The sequence below is a fragment of the Bacteroides ndongoniae genome, from assembly GCF_900108345.1.
GTDB lineage: Bacteria > Bacteroidota > Bacteroidia > Bacteroidales > Bacteroidaceae > Bacteroides > Bacteroides ndongoniae.
In genome coordinates, this window is record NZ_FNVV01000013.1 from 1385733 (window position 1) to 1409754 (window position 24022).

At 50.4% G+C, this 24022-nt stretch carries 25 protein-coding genes and 1 pseudogene; 13 read left to right on the top strand and 13 right to left on the bottom strand.

Annotation, left to right across the window (positions count from 1 at the left end):
* Positions 1-13: 13 nt before the first annotated feature.
* The 4 genes and pseudogenes from ltrA to BQ5591_RS10305 form a co-directional block, all read right to left on the bottom strand.
* Positions 14-1669 (bottom strand): group II intron reverse transcriptase/maturase, encoded by a 1656-nt coding sequence (gene ltrA, locus BQ5591_RS10290; protein WP_071149379.1) that lies wholly within the window; start codon positions 1667-1669, stop codon positions 14-16.
* A 628-nt stretch (positions 1670-2297) separates the two neighbouring features.
* Positions 2298-4322: pseudogene (locus BQ5591_RS10295) on the bottom strand (TraG family conjugative transposon ATPase); the annotation flags it as partial.
* On the bottom strand, positions 4319-4651 hold the full coding sequence (locus BQ5591_RS10300) for a DUF4133 domain-containing protein (protein WP_005801790.1): 333 nt from the start codon (positions 4649-4651) through the stop codon (positions 4319-4321). The pseudogene BQ5591_RS10295 and the gene BQ5591_RS10300, both read right to left, overlap by 4 nt.
* Positions 4652-4653: 2 nt before the next feature.
* Entirely contained in the window at positions 4654-4950 is a 297-nt protein-coding gene (locus tag BQ5591_RS10305) for a DUF4134 domain-containing protein (protein WP_005801791.1), read from the bottom strand.
* Between the two features lie 367 nt (positions 4951-5317).
* Here BQ5591_RS10305 and BQ5591_RS10310 point away from each other — a divergent pair, with 367 nt between their 5' ends.
* Positions 5318-5899, top strand: a complete 582-nt coding sequence (locus BQ5591_RS10310) for an SLOG family protein (RefSeq protein ID WP_071149225.1) — start codon at positions 5318-5320, stop codon at positions 5897-5899.
* A gap of 29 nt (positions 5900-5928) precedes the next feature.
* On the opposite strand, the gene BQ5591_RS10315 is transcribed toward BQ5591_RS10310, so the two are convergent.
* Complete coding sequence (locus tag BQ5591_RS10315; protein WP_071148388.1) at positions 5929-6702, bottom strand: IS5 family transposase; 774 nt, start codon at positions 6700-6702, stop codon at positions 5929-5931.
* Positions 6703-6814: 112 nt separating this feature from the next.
* On the opposite strand from BQ5591_RS10315, the gene BQ5591_RS10320 reads away from it, so the two are divergent.
* Complete coding sequence (locus BQ5591_RS10320; protein WP_071149226.1) at positions 6815-7120, top strand: hypothetical protein; 306 nt, start codon at positions 6815-6817, stop codon at positions 7118-7120.
* Positions 7121-7283: 163 nt separating this feature from the next.
* On the opposite strand, the gene BQ5591_RS10325 is transcribed toward BQ5591_RS10320, so the two are convergent.
* From BQ5591_RS10325 to BQ5591_RS10340, 4 genes are all read right to left on the bottom strand, one after another.
* Positions 7284-7952: a DUF4122 family protein gene (locus BQ5591_RS10325; protein WP_235817066.1), complete on the bottom strand. Its 669-nt coding sequence runs from the start codon at positions 7950-7952 to the stop codon at positions 7284-7286.
* Between the two features lie 89 nt (positions 7953-8041).
* Positions 8042-8497 (bottom strand): DUF3408 domain-containing protein, encoded by a 456-nt coding sequence (locus tag BQ5591_RS10330; protein ID WP_071149227.1) that lies wholly within the window; start codon positions 8495-8497, stop codon positions 8042-8044.
* Positions 8498-8499: 2 nt separating this feature from the next.
* The gene (locus tag BQ5591_RS10335; RefSeq protein WP_071149228.1) at positions 8500-8937 is read right to left on the bottom strand and encodes a DUF3408 domain-containing protein; all 438 of its coding nucleotides are present in this window, start codon (positions 8935-8937) and stop codon (positions 8500-8502) included.
* The gene (locus BQ5591_RS10340) at positions 8934-9701 is read right to left on the bottom strand and encodes a ParA family protein (protein WP_071149229.1); all 768 of its coding nucleotides are present in this window, start codon (positions 9699-9701) and stop codon (positions 8934-8936) included. The genes BQ5591_RS10335 and BQ5591_RS10340 overlap by 4 nt, the downstream gene beginning before the upstream one ends.
* A 673-nt stretch (positions 9702-10374) precedes the next feature.
* Between BQ5591_RS10340 and mobA the strand changes: the two genes are divergently transcribed.
* The 8 genes from mobA (at position 10375) to BQ5591_RS10380 (ending at position 16057) form a co-directional block, all read left to right on the top strand.
* Complete coding sequence (gene mobA / locus BQ5591_RS10345) at positions 10375-10845, top strand: conjugal transfer protein MobA (RefSeq protein ID WP_071149230.1); 471 nt, start codon at positions 10375-10377, stop codon at positions 10843-10845.
* Positions 10835-12088, top strand: a complete 1254-nt coding sequence (gene mobB / locus BQ5591_RS10350) for a conjugal transfer protein MobB (protein ID WP_071149231.1) — start codon at positions 10835-10837, stop codon at positions 12086-12088. The genes mobA and mobB overlap by 11 nt, the downstream gene beginning before the upstream one ends.
* 33 nt (positions 12089-12121) lie before the next feature.
* Positions 12122-14143 carry a conjugal transfer protein MobC gene (gene mobC, locus BQ5591_RS10355; RefSeq protein WP_071149232.1) on the top strand — a complete coding sequence of 674 codons (2022 nt, stop codon included), beginning with the start codon at positions 12122-12124 and terminating at the stop codon, positions 14141-14143.
* A 226-nt stretch (positions 14144-14369) separates the two neighbouring features.
* Positions 14370-14690 carry a hypothetical protein gene (locus BQ5591_RS10360; protein ID WP_071149233.1) on the top strand — a complete coding sequence of 107 codons (321 nt, stop codon included), beginning with the start codon at positions 14370-14372 and terminating at the stop codon, positions 14688-14690.
* 19 nt (positions 14691-14709) lie between these two features.
* Positions 14710-14976: a hypothetical protein gene (locus tag BQ5591_RS10365; RefSeq protein WP_071149234.1), complete on the top strand. Its 267-nt coding sequence runs from the start codon at positions 14710-14712 to the stop codon at positions 14974-14976.
* A gap of 12 nt (positions 14977-14988) precedes the next feature.
* On the top strand, positions 14989-15246 hold the full coding sequence (locus tag BQ5591_RS10370) for a DUF6926 domain-containing protein (RefSeq protein WP_071149235.1): 258 nt from the start codon (positions 14989-14991) through the stop codon (positions 15244-15246).
* A gap of 11 nt (positions 15247-15257) precedes the next feature.
* On the top strand, positions 15258-15770 hold the full coding sequence (locus BQ5591_RS10375; protein WP_071149236.1) for a hypothetical protein: 513 nt from the start codon (positions 15258-15260) through the stop codon (positions 15768-15770).
* Complete coding sequence (locus tag BQ5591_RS10380) at positions 15767-16057, top strand: DUF4120 family protein (protein ID WP_071149237.1); 291 nt, start codon at positions 15767-15769, stop codon at positions 16055-16057. The genes BQ5591_RS10375 and BQ5591_RS10380 overlap by 4 nt, the downstream gene beginning before the upstream one ends.
* A 173-nt stretch (positions 16058-16230) precedes the next feature.
* Here the strand turns inward: BQ5591_RS10380 and BQ5591_RS10385 are convergent, their stop codons facing one another.
* The 4 genes from BQ5591_RS10385 to BQ5591_RS21370 form a co-directional block, all read right to left on the bottom strand.
* Complete coding sequence (locus BQ5591_RS10385) at positions 16231-16872, bottom strand: PP2C family protein-serine/threonine phosphatase (protein WP_071149238.1); 642 nt, start codon at positions 16870-16872, stop codon at positions 16231-16233.
* Complete coding sequence (locus tag BQ5591_RS10390) at positions 16859-17707, bottom strand: nucleotidyl transferase AbiEii/AbiGii toxin family protein (RefSeq protein ID WP_071149239.1); 849 nt, start codon at positions 17705-17707, stop codon at positions 16859-16861. Before BQ5591_RS10390 ends, BQ5591_RS10385 begins: the two co-directional genes overlap by 14 nt.
* On the bottom strand, positions 17685-18707 hold the full coding sequence (locus BQ5591_RS10395; RefSeq protein WP_083380926.1) for a type IV toxin-antitoxin system AbiEi family antitoxin: 1023 nt from the start codon (positions 18705-18707) through the stop codon (positions 17685-17687). The genes BQ5591_RS10390 and BQ5591_RS10395 overlap by 23 nt, the downstream gene beginning before the upstream one ends.
* Positions 18708-19280: 573 nt before the next feature.
* Positions 19281-19451: a hypothetical protein gene (locus BQ5591_RS21370; RefSeq protein ID WP_159434449.1), complete on the bottom strand. Its 171-nt coding sequence runs from the start codon at positions 19449-19451 to the stop codon at positions 19281-19283.
* Positions 19452-19605: 154 nt separating this feature from the next.
* Between BQ5591_RS21370 and BQ5591_RS10400 the strand changes: the two genes are divergently transcribed.
* The 3 genes from BQ5591_RS10400 to BQ5591_RS10410 all read left to right on the top strand — a co-directional run bounded on the left by BQ5591_RS10400 (position 19606) and on the right by BQ5591_RS10410 (position 23878).
* Complete coding sequence (locus BQ5591_RS10400) at positions 19606-21375, top strand: DUF3945 domain-containing protein (protein WP_071149240.1); 1770 nt, start codon at positions 19606-19608, stop codon at positions 21373-21375.
* A 51-nt stretch (positions 21376-21426) separates the two neighbouring features.
* Positions 21427-21687, top strand: coding sequence for a DUF4099 domain-containing protein (locus BQ5591_RS10405; protein ID WP_071149425.1), 261 nt, complete (start codon positions 21427-21429; stop codon positions 21685-21687).
* Positions 21688-21778: 91 nt separating this feature from the next.
* A complete protein-coding gene (locus BQ5591_RS10410; protein ID WP_071149241.1) occupies positions 21779-23878 on the top strand; it encodes a type IA DNA topoisomerase in 2100 nt (699 codons plus the stop codon).
* Positions 23879-24022 lie beyond the last annotated feature (144 nt).

Here is a 24022-nt window from a genome sequence, read left to right on the forward strand (position 1 = left end):
AACCAGCTCATAGTTACATCTTATTAGTTTGAATGACTTTTCTTCTACAGCTGTCATGCAGCAGGAAATTTACTTTCTTGCCATTGACTATTTGTTGGGAAGTTCCCCAAGGATGTTCCTTGTCTATGGGTTTACCACATACGGGACATAAATGGTTCTGTCTTTCCCACATGTACAGCAATGATTTTCTACCGTTGAGCGACTGTAGCATCTTGTAAGTCTTACGCTTTTCAAAATACTCTGTCCATTCGGGGTCAAAGGGATTTGCTTCACCTTTTATCTTGACATATCGGGTAATCTTTGTGTCATACAGCCTTTTCAGTGCAATCCTGTCATCAGTCTTGCCTTTCTTGAAGTTTGCCACGAAGCACCAGTTGCGGTTTTTTACCCGTGTAAAGTACCGGTCGGCAATCCAGTATTTGCCTTTCTTGGGGTGTCGTCTCTTAGCCCATTGCCATAACTTTTCAAATATCAGGTAGTCAGCTTTTCTGAATGTGTCAGAAGCCACACAATTCTTATAGTAGTTTACCCAGCCTGTTATCACAGGATTCAAGAGCCTTATAAGTGATTCCTGTTTGCTTCCTTTATTGGAATCAATGATTCCCCGGATTTTCTGCATGAATTTCTTCAGGCTCTTTTTGGACGGTTTGATTAGAAGCACTCCTTTGTATTTTCGGATATTGTACCCAAGAAAATCAAATCCGTCATCAATGTGTGTAATCTTTGTTTTCTCTTCCGATAGGGTTAATCCCCTTTCCTTGAGAAAGTCTACTACTAACGGTTTGATTTCTTCCAAAGCTTCCTTGCTTCTACCCGTGATGATAAAATCATCCGCATAGCGTACAAGATGTACTTTGGGATAGTAGGTCGTTTTCCTGTTTACAAATTTCTTGTGATACTTCTCTGCAAGCATAGTTTGCAGCCCGTCCAGTGTCATATTCGCAAGAGTTGGTGAAATGATACCGCCCTGTGGGGTACCCTCTTCCGTGGGGAATAGCTCCTTGTTGAAGACAAAACCGCATTTGAGCCATTTCCGCAGCATCACTTTATCCATAGGGATATTGTTCAGCAGCCATTCGTGGCTGATGTGGTCGAAACAACCTTTGATGTCACCCTCCATAATCCATTCGGGAGAAGTTTTCTTTGCAAGGACACAAAAACATTGTTCCCTTGCATCTCCAGTACTTCTCTCTTTACGGTAACCGTAGGAATTACTGTCCGCAGTTGTTTCCGATACAGGTTCCAACGCAAGCAGGTATAATGCCTGCATAGCCCTGTCTTTCATCGTCGGGATACCTAAAGGACGTAGTTTCCCATTACTCTTTTTGATATTGACCCTTTTTAACGGCTGGGGCTTGTAGCCTCTTCTTTTCAGTTCACCGATAGCCTTGAATCTGGCATTGGGAGTTGACCATTTCACCTTGTCAACGCCTGCGGTGTCACTGCCACTGTTTGATGTAACACGCTTTACGGCTAAAGCTTTAGCGTAAAACGAATGCGTTAGCACCCATTGCAAGGATTTCACCTTGCCGTGTTTGCCCGCCTTTTGAGCTTTTACAATACGTGCTTGTAGCTTATTAACCGCTATCTCACACTTGTTCCAGTCTATGCTTTCCCAAGTGCTCCATTTCCGGTCAGTAGATGCACACGATGTTTTAATCTCGTTCATTTGCTTTTCTCCTTTAATAAGTTCTATAAGTTTCTTGTAAAACATCCACCATGCGGAAGTCTGCCCACTTTCGTGTGAGGTGATGTTTCAACCTCTATCCGTTCCGTTACAGAACGGCATTCGCTTTCTCCGCATTCCTCTGCCCGCACTCCATTCGGCTTCACTTACGGTCTGCTTACCTGCTGTTAACAGGAGAAGTACGGGTTTACCATGTTTCTCGTATATGACAAACGAATGGGTTAGAATCCGTCTATCCGCCGGCAGTCGTTATGTCCGTGTAACCTTAGCATGGAGAAGGTTATCCGACTGCATCCCTTTTGGGTTAGAGCCCAGTATCATTAGCAGCTCATTCGAAGTTACGACGTTTATCAACGGTTCACATTACGTTATTCATACCATTCAGCCTAGCTCCCCTGTCGTTCGATACTAACGGCAGTTGTCATCCCCTCACGGTTCAGACTTCTCCTTTCGGAAGGGCTTCATTGTTGGTTCTGTTACCGCACGGGTTCATTGCTTAATACCGCACGTTCCCATAGGCTACTGTTGACGGAACAACAGGTTCAATCGTTCTATTTCCAACTCGTGGAATGAAAGTTGAACAATCATATACAAGACTTACATGTCACAGCCATGCCTCCTCCAGCAGAATCATTTTGCGAATACCTTTCAGCTTTCTCATCTTGTTGATGAAGGTTTCCATGATGATGATGGTGACAATCGGGAACAGTACCTTGTTGTCCTTGATATTGTCCAACTCAAAGACAATGAAGCGTTTGGACAGCAGATCAAGCTGCTTTTCGGAGTTTAACAGATAGTCGTATTCGCCACCCTTGTAATAAGGTTCCAGCACATTCAGAAACCCCCACACGTCAAAATCCTTCTCCCGTGTACGCTTGGTCTTCAGGATTTCCTGATACTCGTCGCGGATGAACTCATAGAAGGTGTTGAAGGACGGAACCACGGTACTGTCCGTGCGTATCTTCTCCAGAAAGAGATTGACTGCGTTGGAGAGCGCCACCTCCTCGGCACGTGTCGGCGGCTCGTCATCACGTTTCCACAGGGTAAGGATAAGTGTTTTGATGGACTCCTTCTTTTCGATGTCAAACACACCGTCCTCCACGTAGAAAGGATTGAAAGCTATCGGGTCACTCTCCTCATAGGTGAAATAGATGCCGTCCTCGCCATGCGTGCGGGCATGGATAAGGCTGCACAGTCCCTGATAGGAATTTCCCGTGTCCACCAGCAACACATGTGCTCCCTGTTCGTAATACTGGCGCACCATGTGGTTGGTGAAAAATGACTTTCCGCTGCCCGAAGGTCCGAGGATGAACTTGTTGCGGTTGGTAATCGTACCGTTCTTCATCGGCAGGTCGGAAATGTCCAGATGGACAGGCTTTCCGGTCAGACGGTCCACCATGCGGATGCCGAACGGCGAGAGCGAATCCTTGTAGGACGTTTCCCCGATGAACAGACACAGGGCCTGCTCGATGAAGGTGTAGAAGCTTTCCTCAGACGGAAAATCACCGGCATTGCCGGGAATGGCCGCCCAAAAAAGTGTCGGCACATCAACCGTGTTATGGCGGGGCTTGGCCTCCATCAGGGCAATCTGGCTGCCCACATCATTCTTGATACGCTTCAACTTCTCCCGGTCGTCGCTCCATGCAAAGACATTGCAGTGCGCACGGATGGAAGTGAGTCCCTTGCTGTGCGCCTCGTTCAGGTACTCCTCAATCCATTCACGGTTGATCTGGTTGGAGCGGCTGTAACGGGACAGCGAGTGCATGTTGCGGGCGGTCTGCTCGAATTTCCTCAGGTTCTCCGCCGAATCGTCTATGAAGAGATACTGGTTCACGATATGGTTGCACGTGAGCAGTATCCCTATCGGTGCGGCAAAGGACAGGCGGCAGTCGCTGCGGTCCGTGGAGAGCCGTTCATAACGGCTGTCCGTACCCACGGATGACGGCAAATCCTCAGTTTCAGAAAGGGTATGCAGACAGAGCACATTGTCGCCGACCTTCATTTCCCCGGCTCCGAGAGTGATGTCCTGCAGGCTGGTCGTATCTTCCTGCGAAAGCGAAAAATACTTTTCGATAATGCCCGCGGAGGTTTCCGTACCGGTAATCTCTTCGTCCGTCAGCCTGACCATGCGGAGCAGACCGCTGTCGTTCACGATACGCTCGAACTGCCCGCAGCATTCCAGGAAGCGTGCAACGGTATCCTTGTCCTGCATCTCCTTGGGGATGATAAACCCGCGCGTGAGGGCATTGAAACTGCTTGTCGTGCGGCTGTGTTCCTTAGTGGTCTTAGTCAGGAACAGATAGCAGGTATGGTTCAGGTACGGCCGTTCGTTGAAATGCCTTTCAAAGCTTCGGCTGAGGAAACTCAGGTCATCCCGGCAGATGTCAGGTCTGTAACTCTCCTCGATGAAGATATCCTGCTTGTGGACAATGCTGTAGTTCGGCAGAACCCGGACAGCCTTCGCCCATGTGGAATGGAGGGCCTCGTACTCGGCGCGTGTCAGCGTAAACACTTCGGGCAGCTCCACCCTGTAGGCCACGGTGATGTCGGCATCCTTGCTGATGATGCACCCGTGCTCGACGGCCATCAGAGGAAACCGGCTTTCCAGTGTGGCGGCTTTCATTACATTTCTCATACATTACGTTTTTTCGGGGTTGGACAAATCAACCGGAGGAAACCCTTCCGGCTGATGATGTAGCGGGGATGGCGGCGCAGCGCCTGCAATTTCATCAGTCCCCATTCACCATATTTCGCGTTCAGGCGGAAAGTCACCCAGACAAGCACCGAAGCGCAGATGACACCGAAGCCGATACATACCCACTGGTCGATGCCTGCCATGTACATGATGACAAACAGGACGAACAGGGCGAGCAGTCCGCCGGCGAAGATGAACAGGTACTGGCTTTTCAGCCCCTTGAACTCAGGGCTGCGGCCGATTCCCTTGTTGATAGGATACTCCGCCATAATCAGAGGAAGAATGAACGTAAGATGGTGGCGGCTACGATTAAAAAGATGCAGGCACCGAACCAGCTGGCTGCCGTCTTGGAGGTGTCGGGATCTCCCGAGGAAAACTTGGAATAGACCTTCACGCCTCCGATAAGGCCGACCACGGCTCCGATGGCATAAATCAGTTTGGTTCCCGGATCGAAATAGGAAGTGACCATGTTGGTGGCTTCAGTGATACCGCCGATACCATTACCCTGGGCGAAAGCCCCTGTCGTTGCAAGCAGCATCATGGCTGCAAAAAAGAATCTTTTTTTCATGTGTCGAAACTTTTAATTGGTGAGACAAAAAAATGATTTCGACCACGAATATATAACGCTTAATCCATTGATTTACAACACTGACGATGCGTGACATCGGGTGTCATTACGTTACATCGGCAGGGGGATTTCGGCAAAGGAAAAACACTGGGAAAACGTCCTTTGATTCTTCCGGCAAAGGTAGCCCGTGCCTTTACGGAATCTGCAAGGCAGGCCGTTCCGGTTGCCCGGGAGAAAATCATCCTCGCTGCGCTTGCGGTATTTTCTCCCGACAAGCCTTGCAGTATCCAGGCACGGGACAGAAAAGCCTGCAAGAAATCAAACTCCGGCATATACCGGACACATGTAGAACAAAAAACAGAACATCATGAAACAGGAAGAAAAAAAGGTAGCGGCATTCACGGGACACCGGAAGCAAAGACTGATGCAGGAAAACAAGGACTACCGGAACTTCAGCGGACAAATCAGGGGAAAGGTCATAACTATGATAAAAAACCTCTATGAAGAAGGTTTCAGAGAATTTTATTCGGGCATGGCAGAAGGGTTCGACATGATAGCGGCTGAAGCTGTCCTGCAACTGAAAGAACAATATGAGGATATGACACTGGCGGCTGCTATCCCTTTCAGAGCCCAAGCCGAATGGTTTGACCCGCAAGACCAGCTGCTTTACAGGGAACTGCTTAAGAAGGCTGACCGGGTAGTGATGCTTTCAGAAAAATATTACAGGGGATGTTACCTGCGCCGTGACACCTATATGGTCAGCAGGGCTTCAATGGTAATAGCATATTGGGACAACGTGTGCAACGGAGGTACATACCATACCGTGAAAAAGGCCGTGGAAACTGGACGGGAAGTCATCAATCTGTTTACTGGAGAAGTGATAACGGACATAACTGCATTGCAAAACAATCATGAACCAAATAAACCGAATATAAAATGGACAGATTAAAAGATAGGAACTTAGAAGCTGTTTTGATTTCATTCGATAAATTTGTTAAGCATGATTTGGATGAATGCGATTTGTACCATGGCTTCCGCAGTTTCAGCGAGGAATTCATAATCGATGGTTAGCCTTCTGAAGTTTTCCAGCCATGAGAAAGAGCGTTCCACAATCCAGCGCTTAGGCAGAACTTGAAACTTGGTTGGACATTCGTCCGGCCTGAGCACGACATCCAATACCCATCCGAATTTCTTCTTGACCCAATCAGCCAACTTTCCCTTATAACCACCGTCTGCCAGGATTTTCACCAAGCGCGGGAATTTATAAGCAAGTTTCTCTATGACTTGCGGAGCGCCTTTGCTGTCATGCAGGTTGGCTTCATGGATTGCGACGGCTAACGGAAGACCAAGCGTATCGACAATTATGTGCTCTTTCCGCCCCTTGATTTTCTTGTTCCCGTCTATACCGCGGTCAGAATCAACATGATGGGAAGTCTTCACACTTCTGGAATCCATGATGCCAAGGCTGGGGCTTTCCTGACGCCCTGCCTGTTTACGGATGAAAGCGTGCAAGGTATCCATCACCTCTTCAAACACGCCTTCAAGCTTCCATTTACGGAAATAGTAATAGACGGTTTGCCAAGGGGCGAAGTCAGAGGGAAGCATACGCCACTGGCAGCCGGTCTTGTTGATATAAAGGATTGCATTCATTATCTCTTTAAGAGAATGTTTTCGGTTCCTCGCTTGCGGTTCTAAAATATTTTTTATAACTTGCCACTGTTTTTCAGTCAGGTCGGTTGGATAGTGTGTCATAACTTTATAGTTTGGTACCTTTAAAGATATAACATTTTTCCAATTGGCCTGCTGATTTCAAATTTTAAGGAGACTGTAACATTATTCTTGAATCAATTCAAAACAGTTTCTTATGAAATCAAAGGAACAGATTAAAATCCCTGACCATACAGGGAAAAGAGAAACACGATTACTCGCTTTTGTATGGAACTGCGGTTTTTTCAGCAGAGACGTTTCTGATGAGAAAATCATTGAGATGTGGAGGAAATCCCCCGCCAGAAGTCTGGATGATCCTGAAGACGAGACATTCTACGATGTGGAATGTCTGACACCCGATGAACTGGCTGGACGAATCAATGACGAGTCTTTCGCGCATACGGAGGATTACGTACGTTTCATCAATGTCAGTCCCGACCTTTTGTACCCGGATAGGAAATAGGATATCCACCGTCTCATATCGCATACCCCCACTTCCCCCTAAATATTAAAAAGGGAAAGCAGGGGTATGAAACTAAAGTTATCCTGTATGTATCACTCTTTCAGATTCAACCAGAATCTCCTTCATCTGACCGTTTCAGGATGGCCACGTTTGAACTTCCTGATCACGCATACTTGTCTATATCGAAAGGCTCATCTTCCTTACTGCCTTTTCTTCCTGATACACCCCTCCGGTTTCCCAGATACTTGTCAAGCAAACCGTTCACCTTCTCCAGATTGCTCAGCTTGTCGGTCAGGAAAGCCAGTATCTCCGTTTCACTCAGTTTGTAATGGATGGTTCTTGCGGCACGCAGGGCTTTCTGTTCGTCAACAATCCCGGAAGTAAGTACTTCCGCTACGTTGTTTATTTCCTCGATTGTCAATGCCGTGTTGAAATCCGGGTCGGGTTCGGCATCTACGGGAGCCATCAGTTCCTCACGCTCTTCTTCTGTCAGTCCTTTGTTTTCCTGCTCCACATCATCAGAACCGATATCCTCGTCTTCCTCCAATGGAATTTTCTCCATCGGCTCGGAACGGGTTGGAGTCATCCTTGCAACTTTCGGGTCTTCCAGATAGATGACCTTTGTCTTGCCTATCACATCATCGTCATCCGAAGAAGAGGACGGAACAGCCGTTTCGGTTTTTCCTTTGGACTTATCCGTTTCCGGCTTTCTGCGCCTTGCCTTTCTGCGGGCACGACGTTCCGCCTCTTCCTTGCGTTGTCTGCGGTATCTCCACACTCTGACACGGGCAATCCGCATCAGCCTTAAAATGAGGTCCCATATTCCGTACATATGTCTGTGGAAAATAAATGTCCACAAATGGCACAATATATAGACAGCACATACTGCCTTTACGGTAAAATAAACTATCGCAGTCATAATTATAAAGGTTTGGTGATACATTCCGTGTACAGCTTTGACATCTCATGCTCGTACTTCTTCAAATGTTCATCTATAATCCTGTTTACAAAACCGGAAATGGGCACCTCAGGAGCGGTAACTGCCAGAAAACGCTTGATATGGGAGTGATTTTCCTTGTTGATATAGACTTGTATCCGATTTCCAACAGGATAGTTTACCAGATAGATGGATTTATAGAAACCGCTTTCCGGAGACCTGGAAGCAGATATGTCTTTCAGTATCTCAAACGTAATCTCGGATGTATCGTCATCCCTGTTGTCAGTTTTTGTCATGTCTGCCGTTTCACCAGAAACGTCGCGGACATCCTTTCCTCTTTTCCTGCCCTTGAACAGCCTACGGAAAATAAACAATGACAATCTGTAAGCAGTGTAAATGCAGCAACAGGCAACGATGGCCTGAAAAATAATCTGTGTCATAATCAAAATGGTTTTAATGGTTTATAATACTCTTTGTTATACAATTCGTTGATTTCGTCCCAGTGTTTCTGCAGATGGTCCACAAGGATATTGCTGATAAAGCCGGATATGCTCATCTCCGGAGCGATGACAGGCAGTACCCGTTTGATGCACTCGGCCACTTCACGGTTGATATACACATGGGAACGGTTTGACGCGGGTATATTGACCAGAAACCTTTCCCGGTATCCGCAGGATTCATCCTTTTTCCTTTTGGGCTTCTCCACGGAGGGCTTTTCCGCTGGAGTATCTGCCGGTACGGTTGAGGCGGGGCTTTTCGCTTCCTGATGTTCCACGGGCTTTTCTTTCGGGGCGAGGCTGTCCTTGCCGAAAACAGGTATGTCGCCGACAATGATTTCCTTCAGTACATCTTCGTCCACCTCTACGATTTTCTTTTTCATGACTGTCCGAGTTTAAGTTTGACCATAAGCTCTTCCGCAAGTTCCACCAGCCCGCTGCCTTCCAGTTGTCTGGCCGGAGGCGGCAGCAGCGTGCAACGGAAAAAGGCACGCTTGGCATGGGTAATCTCCTTTTCATAACGGCACAGGTCAGGAAGCGTGCTGTCGAGGACTGTCAGATGCAGCTCCCTCATGACTTCCGAATATGACTTGAGAATCTCCACATTGGTACGTTTTTTCAACTTGTTCCAGAAAAAGAAGATGTCCTTGAGCAACGGGGTATTTTCCATCTTCTTGATATGGTCAAGCACGGTCGTGGCAAAGGACAGTGTACTCTGCATCACAATCAGGTCCGGAACGGTGGGAGTAAGCACGTAGTCCATATTGACAATCGTTCGGAATACCCCGGTGGATTCTACCGTTCCGGGAAGATCCACGAAAATAAGGTCATAATCCCCGCTTGCCGCAATCGCATCAGCCGCTTCCCTTGCCTTTTCAGCGGTGGAGCCTACAATGGGATAAGCCTTTTTCTGCACTTGGTTCCACTGCTGTTTGATCAGTTGCCGGTAATAGGCGCTGTTGGAAACAGCCTTTTTGTCACGCTCCCTCATACGTACGAGACTGTGTTGGGGAGAGTCACAGTCAACGATAGCCACGTTCAGTCCCTTCTCGAAATGGAAGTAACTGGCAAGCACTACGGACAGGGCCGATTTCCCGACCCCTCCTTTCTGGTTGCTAATCGCAACGAACAAAGTTTCTTTACTCATAAGTCTTTCTTTTTAATTGTTATTGAATAAATACCGGTGTCATCCACTAATCCGTGAATCCGCAGACGTTTCTTTCCAACCATCCGAATCCGCATCCATTAACGGTATCATCCAGTGTCATAACCTTTGATGCTACTGTTACCGCATCTTTCCGACATCGCTTCCATCCGCGGTCTGTCTGTTGGTCATGACAATCCGTCAACGGTCCCGTCCGATATTGCTTCCATCATCCCAACCGTTACCGGAATCATCGGATAACATGACCATTATTCCGCTATCAGAAGGCCGGTTGCAACCGTCCGCACTGCAAATAAAAGGGGATTTTCCCGAATGATCACCATCATCCGGAGACGGTGACGACCCTTGTCACCGTATGACATCTTATTACATATAATCCACTGTTTTACAGATAAATATACCGCTGTAACTTTGCCACCAACAACGGAATGGATACCGGATGGAGCTATCCCGAAGCCGAAGAATGAGGCTGAAGGTCAAAACTCAATTTGACTTCAGGCAAATTCATGTTCAAGCGAACATAGCAAGTTGTGTTTTGGGCAGCCCGAAATGATTCGGGCATCCCAAAACAAACTTGCCGCTCGCCTGAAGGCTCGGGAGGGATTTCCTCCAAAGTCGGAAATCCATGACGGAAAATCAAAAACAGAAAAACTCAATGCGCATGGAAGAAAACAGTAAAAGAAGAACAAGAAGAAGCACGGGCAGAAAACCGAAGACTGACCCGGCAGTATTCCGCTACGGCATCAAGCTGACCTCGGAAGAGAACGGAAAATTCGAGCTGCTGTTTGAAAAATCCGGGATGAAACAACGGGCAAGATTCATCAAGGCGATGATTTTCGGACGCGAAATGAAGGTCGTCAGAATCGACAAGGCTGCGACGGACTACTACATCCGCCTGACAAATTTCTACCACCAGTTCCAGGCCATCGGCAACAACTACAACCAGACGGTGAAGGCCGTCAAGTCCAACTTCGGGGAGAAACGGGCGTTCGCCCTGCTGCGCAACCTGGAGAAGGCCACCATCGACCTGGTGGTGCTGGGCAAGCGGATCATCATGCTGACCCGGGAGTTCGAGGAGGAGTACCTTATAAAAAGGAAGAAGGAGGAACAGCGGAATGGTGGCTAAGATCAACAGGGGCGCATCGCTCTACGGGGCGGTCGCCTACAACCAGCAGAAAGTGGATGAATCCACAGCCCGCATCATCGCGGGCAACCGCATGATGACCGACCTCACCGGAAATCCCCACAATGTCATGCAGCAGACGCTGTGGGCGTTCGAGAGCTACCTCGCCGCAAACAGGAACACGGAGAAGCCGGTGCTGCACATCTCCCTGAACCCCTCGGTGGACGACCGCCTCACGGACGGGCAGTTCGCGGAACTGGCCCGTGAATACATGCGGAAGATGGGCTACGGCGACCAGCCCTATATCGTGTATCTGCACGAGGACATCGGCCGCAGGCACGTCCATATCGTCTCCACCTGCGTGAAGGAGAACGGGGAGAAAATCAGCGACGCCTACGAATGGAACCGCTCGATGAAAGCCTGCCGGGAACTGGAGAGCAGGTTCGGGCTCAAGCCGGTGGCGGACAAGCGGAACGAACTGCTGGAGCCGTATCTTAAAAAGGCGGACTACAGGGACGGGGACGTGAAACGTCAGGCCGGCAATATCCTCAAGAGCGTGTTCACCGCCTACCGCTTCCAGACATTCGGGGAGTACAGCGCCCTGCTTTCCTGCTTCAACATCGAGGCGAAACAGGTCAGGGGTGATTTTGAGGGCACGCCTTATAACGGCATAGTCTATACCCTGACCGACGACAGCGGCAGGCCGGTATGCACGCCCATAAAGTCGTCCCTCATCGGCAAGCGCTTCGGCTACGAAGGCATAGAGAAACGGATTGCCGCCAATGTCCGTGACTTCAGGAACCGGAAATGGCAGCCGAAGATACGGGATGATGTGGCGCTTGCCGTGCACGGATGCCGGGGAAACCGGGAGGACTTCGTCCGGCTGCTCGGGGAAAAGGGCATTGACGTGGTGTTCCGGGAAAATGAGGAAGGGCGTATCTACGGCGTGACCTTCATCGATCACAGGAACCGGGAGGTGTATAACGGTTCCCGTCTGGGCAAGGAGTTCTCCGCCAATGCCTTCGAGCAGCTCTTCAACAGGCCGCAGGAGTTCCCCGAACCGGAATTCCCCGGACAATATGCTGGCGAACGGGAGAACCTTTCCGACAGCATGGAGAGCGCCATCGAGCAGGCTTTCGGGATATTCAGTCCCGACATCAACGGTCCCGACCCGCAGGAGGAGGCGCTTGCCCGCAGGCTGCAACGCAAAAAGAAAAAGAAACGCCGTTCACGCGGCATATCCTGATTGTCAATTACCAACCATCAAAATTTTTAATTTATGCAACAAGAAGATGATTTAAGGGGATTGGCCAAGGTCATGGAATTCATGCGGGCCATTTCCATCGTGTTCATTATCGTCCATGTCTATTGGTTCTGTTACCGTTCATTCGTGGATATGGGTATAGACATAGGTGTATTGGATAAGATACTCCTTAATTTCCAGCGGACGGCGGGGCTGTTCAGCAACCTGCTGGTGACGAAAGTGTTCGCCTTCATATTCCTGGGACTGTCATGCCTCGGCACAAAGGGCGTGAAGAACCAGAAAATGACCTGGCGGAAGATATACGCCGCCTTCCTTTCGGGGCTGGTGCTGTTCTTCATGAACTGGTGGATGCTTGACCTCCCGTTCAGCCCGACGGTGAACGCGGCCGCATATACGCTGACGCTCACCGCAGGTTACATTCTCCTGCTCATGTCGGGAGTGTGGATCAGCCGTATGCTGAAACACAACCTCATGGAGGACGTGTTCAACACCGCCAACGAGAGTTTCATGCAGGAGACAAGGCTCATGGAGAACGAATATTCCGTCAACCTGCCCACGAAGTTTGTCTATCAGGGCAGGGAATGGGACGGCTGGATCAACATCGTCAATCCTTTCCGCGCCTCCATCGTGTTGGGAACGCCGGGATCGGGAAAGAGCTACGCCGTGGTGAACAACTACATCAAGCAGCAGATAGAGAAGTCATTTGCCATGTACATCTACGACTACAAGTTCCCGGACCTGTCGGAGATAGCCTACAACCACCTGCTCAAGCACAAGGCGCATTACAAGGTCAAGCCGGAATTCTACGTCATCAATTTCGATGACCCGAGGCGCAGCCACCGCTGCAATCCCATCAACCCGAGATTCATGGCGGACATATCCGATGCCTATGAGTCGGCCTATACGATAATGCTCAACCTGAACAAGACCTGGATACAGAAACAGGGTGACTTTTTCGTGGAATCACCGATTATCCTGCTTGCCGCAATCATCTGGTATTTGCGGATTTACAAGAACGGGAAGTACTGTACGTTCCCTCATGCGATCGAATTCCTGAACAAGCCCTATGCGGATATTTTCACGATTTTGACCTCGTATCCGTCCCTTGAAAATTACCTTTCCCCCTTTATGGACGCATGGCAAGGCGGAGCTCAAGATCAGCTCCAGGGCCAGATAGCAAGCGCGAAAATTCCGCTTTCGCGAATGATCTCGCCACAGCTTTACTGGGTGATGACGGGGGATGACTTCACCCTGGACCTGAACAATCCCGAACACCCCAAGATCCTCTGCGTAGGCAACAATCCGGACAGGCAGAATATCTATTCGGCCGCTCTCGGTCTGTATAATTCGCGCATTGTCAAGCTGGTGAACAAGAAAGGTCAGCTCAAGAGCTCCATCATCATCGACGAGTTGCCCACCATCTACTTCCGTGGCATTGACAACCTGATCGCCACCGCCCGGAGCAACAAGGTGGCCGTCTGTCTCGGCTTCCAGGACTTCAGCCAGTTGGCGAGGGATTACGGGGACAAGGAGGCGAAGGTCATCCAGAACACGGTGGGCAACATCTTCAGCGGGCAGGTGGTCGGCGAGACGGCAAAGAGCCTGTCGGAGCGGTTCGGCAAGATACTCCAGCAGCGGCAGTCCCTCTCCATCAACCGGCAGGACACCTCCACATCCATCAACACGCAGATGGACTCCCTCATACCCGCCTCCAAGATCGCCAACCTCTCGCAGGGTACTTTCGTGGGCAGCGTGGCCGACAACTTCGGGGAGGAGATAGAGCAGAAGATTTTCCATGCCCGCATCATCGTGGACAGCGCGAAAGTGTCGGAGGAGATGAAAGCCTATAAGAAAATACCGGTCATCAACGAGTTCAGGGACGCGGACGGAAACGACATCATGCAGCAGCAGATAGACCGCAACTATTCGCAGATAAAGGCCGACGTGCTGCAAATAATCGAGGACGAGATGGAGCGCATAGCCAACGATCCGGACTTGAAGCACCTGATTCCAAAGGAAGAAGAGAATAAGGAATAATATCCGACAGGCCGCTTTTTTATTTCCGCCTGCAAAGGTCTTCCCGTGCCTGTCAGGATTGAGCAAGGCCGGGCCCTCGCGGGTTTCCGCAAAAATCTTCCGCGCTCCGCTTGCGGTATTTTTCCGGAAAGCCTTGCACAATCCGGCACGGGACGGTATGGCAGGCAAGAAATAAAATATCGGCTCACGAGCCGGTAGATGTTTAACAGAATAAAATCAGAAAGTTATGGACAAGACAAGAACGGCCGATATCCGCAAGGAAGCCTGTGGCGAGATGTGCAGGAAGGAACGCATGGCGGCTGAAAACGGGGACAGAACAGTCATTGGACAAATCCATTGGAAAGGACGCGCCTATCCCGTCAGGGAAATTGATGTCGGCAGCAGCACGTTCAGGGTGTCGGTGGAAAGCCTGCGGGATGAACTGATAACCGATATGCGCAGCGGTATCTACGAGGCGATGGAGGTATGCGAGGAAATCGACGGTTTCTGTACCGGGGAGGAATTGCGCACACTGCCGGATGCCGAGTTGTATAGAATGTATTGTTGAACGAGTTATGGAAAGAAATATGAAAAAGAGAAGCAACTTCACACCAATGGAAAGATTCCGGGAGATTCTTCACGGGAACGGATTACAGTCCATGAATGTAGGGACCAACCATATCCGCATATTCAAGGACGGCAGGAAACTTTTTGACTATTATCCGCTGCGGATGAAACTTTTCGATTACCACGACTGGCACCAGCTGACTTATCCCTTTGCCGGGAACGGTGACAGGACATGGGAGACGGAACTTGGGAACATTATCCGGAAACTGACGGCATCACCGCAATAAGCATCCCGATGTATGAAGGAGAACAATTACATGCCGCCCGTTTGGGACAACATACCCGAATGGGCGGTCTTTTCATTGGAATACGGCATTGAGGAAGAACTCTTCCTTTCCGAAGAGGACAAGGGAATGATAACCCGGTTCATTGCCGAAAATTTTCCGAACGGATACACGATGAGCGTGGATTGGGATTCATTCCGGGAGTTTGACCCTCATCCCGCATTCGGGAAACCGTGCAAGACCTACAGGGTCAATTTTGTAACATTCAAATAAAATGCAATGTCATGAGAAAGATTACATTAAGTGAGTACAACTCCATTCCGGAAACCTGGCGCGGAATCTGGACAACAGAGCGTTGGGACTTGCCGGATTGGGCAGGGATGTGTGAGAGGCATATGGGCAAACGTACCCTGATGGTGAACGACAACGGGACTTGCCTGTTGGTCGAAGGATCGGGTTTTGAAATCGTGGATGACAGCTCATGGAAAAAGCCGGAAGAAATCAAGAAGGAAATCCGCGAAAGATATCTGGAATACCGCGCGGGAAAGGGGCATGAACCGCATTTCCTGGATTGCGTCATACGATGGAATGACACCTTTGAAACCCAAGAGGCAAGAATCGCCCTGGGCATGGAGTCGGATACGGAAAAGGATGATGAGATTTTCTTCTACTGTGATTCCCTTGACGGTCTGCAATCGCTGGCCGACAAATGCGGGGAAGATTTCGTCTTGGCCGGATGTTACGGCTTCGGTGAGTATGAAGAACTATTGCAACAACTTAAAGACAACCGGATATGACAATCAAATGCCAGGAACACTACGACAAGGTGGTGGAATACGCAAAAAGCATCGGAGACAAGACCTTGCAACGCTGCATTGAAGACTTGAAGCAATGGGAAAAGAACTCGAACGGGAAAAGTGAAATCGAACTCTATTGGGATATGGCACCATATTCTTTCGGATTCGCCGAAAGGACACCCGACGGACGGACAGGCGTCGTCGGAGGGCTGCTCTATCACGGCAGGCCGGACGAATCCCTTTCCAAAATCCTGGAGCCGTTCCACGGCTGGAGCATACACACGTAAGTGTCAAGAACTAAAAATGTGACAGGACATTGAGCGGAAAAAGTGCAATAGTAATCTGATTATTCCTGCACTTTTTCCGCACATCCTGACAACACCTCTTGTAGGAATTGGACGTTAAATTCTCACCTGATAAGTTAAAACCCAATTCTTGCAAAAACATCGGATTAAACCCTTCAATTACTTTTTTTCATCTCAATCAATGATGCGTCATCTTCAAAGATTCCATCAAATTCAAACGCTCCACCATGGTTTATCATGGCATTCAAGTCTGTATGCCGGTAGCAGCCATCGGAACAAATGATGATCCTGTCAACCTGTTCCAGCCTTTCATGCATAACCGGGACATTTTCACGAAACCCCTTCCCGTTGACACATCGTGTTAAATATATGCCTTCTGCGTCTGCCACGATATGGTCTGTTGTCAATAAGGATAATTCGCCGTCCGACACTTTGTATAATCTCACATTGCCCTGCCACGCGTAATACAAGGAATCACCCATGGCCAAGGCCACGGTCACTGCGGCTCCCATCCTGCACTTTAATTCCCTGCATTTCCTGTATATGGCAGAGTCGGCGGCATCGAATGCCATACGCAATACGTCTTCCGGCGAACATCCCTGAATCTTGTCAATGACAGTGGCCAGGATGGAGTCCGATATGATTTTTGCGGCACATGCACCGTAAGACAGGCCTCCCATGCCGTCTGCAAGAACGGCAACAAGGCTGTTGTCGGACAGCCTGTGGCATAAGGCATAATCCTCGTTGTCCTTGTCTTTTCCGGAATGGCTGAAAGCCTTTAATTCAATCATTTTCATCCTCTATCGCTTTTTGAAAAACATCCGCAATGGTTTGCCACGCATCTTTCACTGTCTCATAAGCCAGACCGTGGCTGTGTTCTATGATTTGATTGAACAGCCTGCTTCCGTCTCCTTTTTCAAGTTCCTTTTCAATGCAGTCCTTGTAATAGGCAACCTGTTCTTTGTTCAAGAGGGAAAGCAGGTCGTGGGCAAGCCAGTATCCTCCAACGGTATATTCATCGAACCTTTCCCAATCATAAACTTCCGGATGGATGCCGCGGTCAAGATTGGCGATGAAATAATTGGATAGGATGAACGACATATCCTCGGCATCCTTGCTTGTCTGGATATTCCTGTCCAGCCATGCGTTGAATTTCAAAAGGAACAAACCGTGAAGCGATGCTATTTTTATGTCAAATTCATCATCGACATTCACGGTTATGGCATCCGATAACACCTCGTCAAAACCTTTCACGGACATGGCAATCTCTTCTTCCGGCGGCCAATAGATATTGTCATCTTCCTTGGCGACCCCGTACGGAACTATATCCAATTCGTAATCGCCATAGTAAAAACGTTGGTGCATATGCCTGGACTTTTTGAATCCGTCCGCAATCAAAACTTCTTTTATTTCATCAAAAACGCTCCATTCGGGTATTGCTATCGCAATATCCAAATCCCGGGTTTTCCTTCCAGATGTGATATCGGCAAGCTGGCCGATGATTATATCCCGCGCAGTCGCACCGATGACATAGAACTCCCGTCCCATGCGGTTGAAACTGTCCGTCAGTTTTTTTAGCAAATCGACCAGTAATGGATTCGCTATTTTTTCACTTGTAATCTTTAAGTCCATGGTCCAAAAGTCTTTCAGCCATTTCAATACAACGGCTATTGCCGCTACCTATCAAATCTGCGTACGTGAGAATTGGAGGGACAAGATGATTTTCCGTTTCCCAATTCCAGAATTTCTTGTATATTCTTATCTCCCCTTTCTCATCAAATCTTACAAAACCTGTTTTCAGTAAATGTGCGGCAGGAATTTGTGTATATATATCAAAAGCACCGGGTTCCAGATAAGAATCGACCATGTTTGCTCCGCTTTCTCCCCCCCAATACATTCCATCAGGCAATTCCATAGCCAACCATTTTATGCGTTGCTCATTGGTACGGAATGTCATCCTGCTGAGCAATAATTTAGGCTTCAGTACCTGATTATAATTTTCTGTCCACAAATTTAAAAGGGCATTGATGTTTTTTAGTGTTCGCTTGCTGTTGGTCATAAGGACAAAGTTCCTCTCCACCAAAACATCAAATACATTTTTGATTGCCCCTAAAGAAACGCCTGTCGCTTTCTGTATTTCCCTGTACGGTTTGTTCACATTGGTAAATTCCTGCAATAAATAGAAAATGACTTTCAATCCTGCTTCTTGAAATACCGGATAAGGCTTTTCAGCCATTAAAGTGTTTTTTTCTCCTTTATTCGCCAGATGAAATATTATCTTATTTCCTTTTACATATCTGATATGACAATTGCCGGCACAGTCCAAGGTATTGATCCCGTTTGTCGCCAAGTCAGCTGTGACAGTCGGCGTTATGTATTTGGCGATTAACAATACAGGCCGCTTTTCTGTTGCAGCCAAGGTCTTTAACCGGTTTGCAATATTCCCGACGGTGGCTGTTGTCACCGTATTTTTGACTTCACATAGAAACTCCACATTCATAATCTGGACAATCGCATCATAATTCCTGTATGCATTGTCCTCTTTTAGAATGACCGTTTCTTCGGGCAATACTAACTTTTCCCGTAATGCCTCCAATGCCAAGTTTAATGTTTCACGTTCAGCCAATGCCATAATATGTTCATGTTTTAGTGATGTTCATTTATAATGAACGCTGCAAATATAATGAACAAAATCCAGGCGGCAAAGAAATTTGTTCATATTTTAATGATGTTCATTATAAATGAACGAAAGGAGAATGTGAACGGAAGATGCTTCATTTCTTCAACGGTCATACGAAAGTAGCCATTTTTTGACTGCTTGTGCATACTCACTGCAATGTTTCGCATACCCGAAGAGTTTGTTTCCCCATTCTTCTATGAAACGGCATCATAAGCCCCGCTTCACTTGGCAAGTCCCCCGGAGAAGATAACTCGGAGGGCGAATACCTCCACGTTCGGGCCTCCGGTTTTCGGGACAGAAAATTCCCGATGGTAATTTTCAGCCCGAAAAAACGCTCCGGTATTGCCGTCCGAGTTGGGGAAAGGAGCGGGACTTGGCAAGCGAAGCGACCTACGACGCATAAGTACAGGGTCAAAGAAAAGCAATCTGGCGGGGCTGTTTTTTTGCAACATCGGAAATCCCAATGGGTTGCCGCCTTCACATCACATTCCCACCGAATATCCGCCTCCTGTCTCCAGGAACGCATCAGGACGGGACAAGGGCTTCGCTCGCTCCCCACTCTGCATAGTACAGTTTCTGTTCCCGTTTTGCCGGCGTTGTCCCGTCCGGCGGTGACGCTGCCCGGTTTTGTTCCCGTGCCGTCCCTTTCCCTGCCGCACCCTCCGCTGCGGGGCTGTTTCCCCCTCGTGTTTCCACGATTTTTCCCTTTCCGTACCCGAGCCTGCGGTGAAACAGGATGACATACGGTGTAATGTATATCCTAACACATTACAAATCAATTATTTATCAAAATTAGTCCTATATATTTGCACCGACAACATCAGTATTAACGCTAAAAAAACTTTCAGTTATGGCAAAGAAAAATGCAAGGGAAGAACCCCCGAAACCGACGGTCGCCGAGAACGCCCAGATGAGCGACATCGTCTTCATCCTCGACAAGATGGAGCTGCTCCTGAAGGCGGTGTCTGAAATCGGGCAGGACGGCAAGTTCAAGACGGTGGACGCCGACAAGCGGCACCGCAACTCCTTCCTGAAGATTGACCGCTATGCGGACATCTTCGAGAATTTCATCAAAAATTTCTGGAGCCAGTTCAAGGACCCGACCCGTTTCGGCATCCTCTCCGTCAGGGAAGGAAGCCTGGACACTCCGGAAGTACGGCAGGCCATAGAAGACATGGCAAACGGAAAAAAGACAGAGGCCGTGGAGGAATTTCTGAAAAAGTATGAGATTGTCCCACGGAACAAGGAAAACCAAAGTATCAACCCACAAAATCAAGAAGAAATGGCAAAAAAAGAAGAAAACCAGCCGCAGGTCGCCGCAGAAGGAGGCCAGCAGCAGAACCCGTACCGTTACAACGAGTCCATGATCAACTGGGAGCAGCTGAAGAACTTCGGACTGTCCCGCGAGTACCTCCAGGAGCGCGGGCTGCTTGACCAAATGCTCAGGGGCTACAAGACCAACCAGGTCGTGCCCATCACCATGAACTTCGGCTCAGCCGCGCTGCGTACCGACGCCCGCCTGTCCTTCCAGCAGTCAAGAAACGGGGAAATCGTGCTGGGCATCCACGGAATCCGCCAGAAGCCCGACCTCGACCGCCCGTATTTCGGACACATTTTCTCCGACGAGGACAAGCGCAACCTGCTGGAGACGGGCAACATGGGGCGTGTCGTGGAGCTGAAGGGGCGCAACGGGGAATACATCCCGTCCTTCATCAGCATAGACAGGCTTACCAATGAGGTGGTGGCCACCAAAGTGGACAACGTGTTCATCCCGAACGAGATAAAAGGGGTGGAACTGACCGAGCAGGAAAAGAACGACCTGCGGGAAGGCAAGAAAGTCTATATCGAGGGCATGACAGCCAAATCAGGCAACGAGTTCAACGCCTTCATACAGGTCAACGCCGAGCGCAGGGGCATCGAGTACATCTTCGAGAACGACAAGCTCTTCAACCGCCAGTCGCTGGGAGGCGTGGAACTGACACAGAAGCAGATCGAGGACCTGAACGCGGGCAAGGCCATCTTCGTGGAGGGGATGAAGCGCAAGGACGGCGAAATCTTCTCCTCATTCGTGAAGCTGGACGAGGCGACCGGAAAGCCCGCCTATACCCGCTACAACCCGGATTCCCCGGAAGGCGCCCGTGAGATTTACATCCCGGACGAAATCAACGGGGTGAGAATCACGCCGGAAGAAAAGAAGGAGCTTCTGGCGGGGAGGCCGATCTTCCTCAACGACATGGTGAACCGCAAGGGCGAGGAATTCTCCTCGTTTATCAAGGCGGACCTGGAGACGGGGCGGCTGAGCTACTCCCGCACGCCGGACGGCTTCGACCAGCAGGTAGAGTTCAAGATACCCGACAAGGTATGGAACGTGGAACTGACCCGGAAGCAACGCGCCGACCTCCAGGACGGCAAGGCGGTGCTGGTCGAGGGCATCAAGGGCTACGACGGAAAGACCATCTCGCAGTATGTCAAGGCGAACTTCAACCAGGGCCGCCTGGACTTCTACAACGAGAACCCGGACCACAAGCAGAACGCCTCGCAGCGCAACGTGGTGGCGGCGGCCCAGAAGCAGGGACAGGAAAAGGGCAGCCGCAAGTCCAAGGGAATCAGCGCTTCCTGACATGCATCCGTGAAGAGGGAAAAGAAGTTTTAACTCAAAATGAACAAGAAGATGAACAAGGAAAACAACAATGCGCCTTTCAAGGCGGAGGATGTGGACTGGAACGAACTGGCCGCCATCGGCATCCTGAAGGACGAACTGGAAATGGCCGGGGAACTGGACACCCTCCTCAAGGGGGAGAAGACCGGCGTAATACCGCTGAGCCTCGTGCTCCTCGGCGTGGACGTGGTGATGGACGCCACGCTCCAGCTTGTACGCAAGGGCGAAGCGCCACTTCTTGAAATCCAGGGTGTCACCCCATTGGGCAGATAACCGGACAGTAATATCGAATAAAGAATGTCAAACCGCCGTTTCCTGTCTTCCGCATGGAAAACGGGAAACGGCTTAAATTTTATCGAACAACATGATAGCAATCATCGCAGAAAAGCCGAGCGTGGGCATGGACATAGCCCGTGTGGTCGGGGCAGACAGTAAAAATGACGGCTACTGTGCCGGAGGCGGGTACATGGTCACATGGGCATTGGGGCACCTCGTGTCGCTGGCCCTGCCGGACGCATACGGTTACACGAAAACGGCGGCGGAGGACCTGCCGATGCTGCCGGAACCGTTCCGCCTGGTATCCCGCCAGGTACGCACGGACAGGGGTATGGTGCCCGACCTTGCCGCCTCGAAACAATTGAAAATCATAGAAAGCGTGTTCAACCGGTGCGGCAGCATCATCGTGGCCACCGATGCCGGACGCGAGGGCGAGCTGATATTCCGCTGGATATACGACTACCTGGGCTGTACGAAACCGTTCAGACGGTTGTGGATCTCCTCGCTCACCGACGAGGCCATACGGAAAGGGCTGGAGGAACTGAAGGACGGTTCGGCGTATGACAGCCTGTATGCCGCCGCCGACAGCCGCGCCAAGGCGGACTGGCTGGTGGGCATGAACGCCAGCCGTGCCCTGGCCATAGCCTCCGGCACCCCGAACAGCTCCATCGGGCGGGTGCAGACCCCGACGCTGGCCATGATATGCGCCCGGTTCAGGGAGAACAGGGAATTCGTGTCCGCCCCTTACTGGCAGCTCCACATCACGCTGGACGGCAAGGAATCGTACCGCCGTTTTTTCCGTGTCGGGAACTTCGGCGACAAGGCGGAGGCAGAAGCCGCATACAGGGCCATCCCGTCCGGTTCCGTGGCGGAAATCACCAAAGCGGAACGCAGGGAAGTCCAGCAGCAACCGCCGCTGCTCTACGACCTGACGGCGCTCCAGAAGGACTGCAACGTGCATCTCGACCTGCCGGCGGCCAAGACGCTGGACATCGCCCAGACGCTCTATGAAAAGAAGCTCATTTCCTACCCGAGAACGGGAAGCCGCCACATCCCGCAGGATGTCATGGCGTATGTTCCGGAACTGCTGGAAAAGATTTCCGCCATGCCGGAATTCCGGAAATACGGGAAGGCGCTCGACCTCTCCGCCCTGAACACCTGCAGCGTGGACGACACGGAAGTGACCGACCACCATGCCCTGATTACGACCGGCATCGCCCCCGAAGGGCTTTCCGAAGCGGAGTCCGCCGTCTATGCCCTGATTGCCGGACGGATGCTGGAAGCATTCTCGCCCTGCTGCAAAAAGGAGACGCTGCTGATGGAGTGCCGTATCGGAGAGACGGTTTTCCGCTCGAAGAGTTCCGCCGTCACCAGTCCCGGCTGGCGCGGGGTCTTCGGCAGGAAGGAGGACAAGGAAGAGGACGGGGACGGGCTGAACGACGGTCATGCCGTTTTCTCCGAAGGGGACCGGATTCCGGTATCGGGCCACGGGCTTGTGCAGAAAAAGACCGTGCCCAAGCCGCTCTACACCGAAGCCACGCTGCTGGCGGCAATGGAGACATGCGGAAAGGACATCGCCGACGGAGAGGCGCGTGAGGCCGTCAAGGATATTGGAATAGGCACACCGGCTACAAGAGCCGCCATCATCACCACTTTGTTCAAGAGGGATTATGTCGAACGGAACGGGAAAAGCCTCGTGCCTACGGAAAAGGGACTTCTCCTCTACGGGGCGGTGAAGGACATGCTGGTGGCGGATGTCTCCCTGACCGGAAGCTGGGAGAACGCCCTGTCGCAGATAGAGCGGCACACGCTCGACCCGGATGCGTTCATGGCGTCCATCAGGGACTATACCCGCAAGGCCACCGGGGAGATCCTGAGACTCTCCCTGCCGGCGGCACCCGTCCGCACGTTCACCTGCCCCAAATGCAAGACCGGCCATGTCATCCTCAAGGGCAGGACGGCCAAATGCGACAACGAGGGTTGCGGCCTGCTCGTGTTCCGCAAGTTCCTGAACAAGGAGCTGACGGATCAGCACTTGGAGCAGCTTTTCTCCTCCGGCACTACCCGTCTTATCAAGGGATTCAAGGGAAAGAAAGGGGTTGCTTTCGATGCGGCGGTAGCCTTTGACGCGGGGTTCAACCTGGTCCTCTCGTTCCCGAAAGACGGAAAAGGCAGGAAAAGGAAATGACGGCGCCATTCCGGTTCGCGGGCAAAGGTCGCAGACCGCCCGGTTCCACCGGCAAGGTCGGGCCTTGCGGTTTCCGGGAAAAATCATCCTCGCCGGTGCTCCGGTATTTTCCCCGAAAAACCTTGCCTGTGGAGGCGGTCTGCA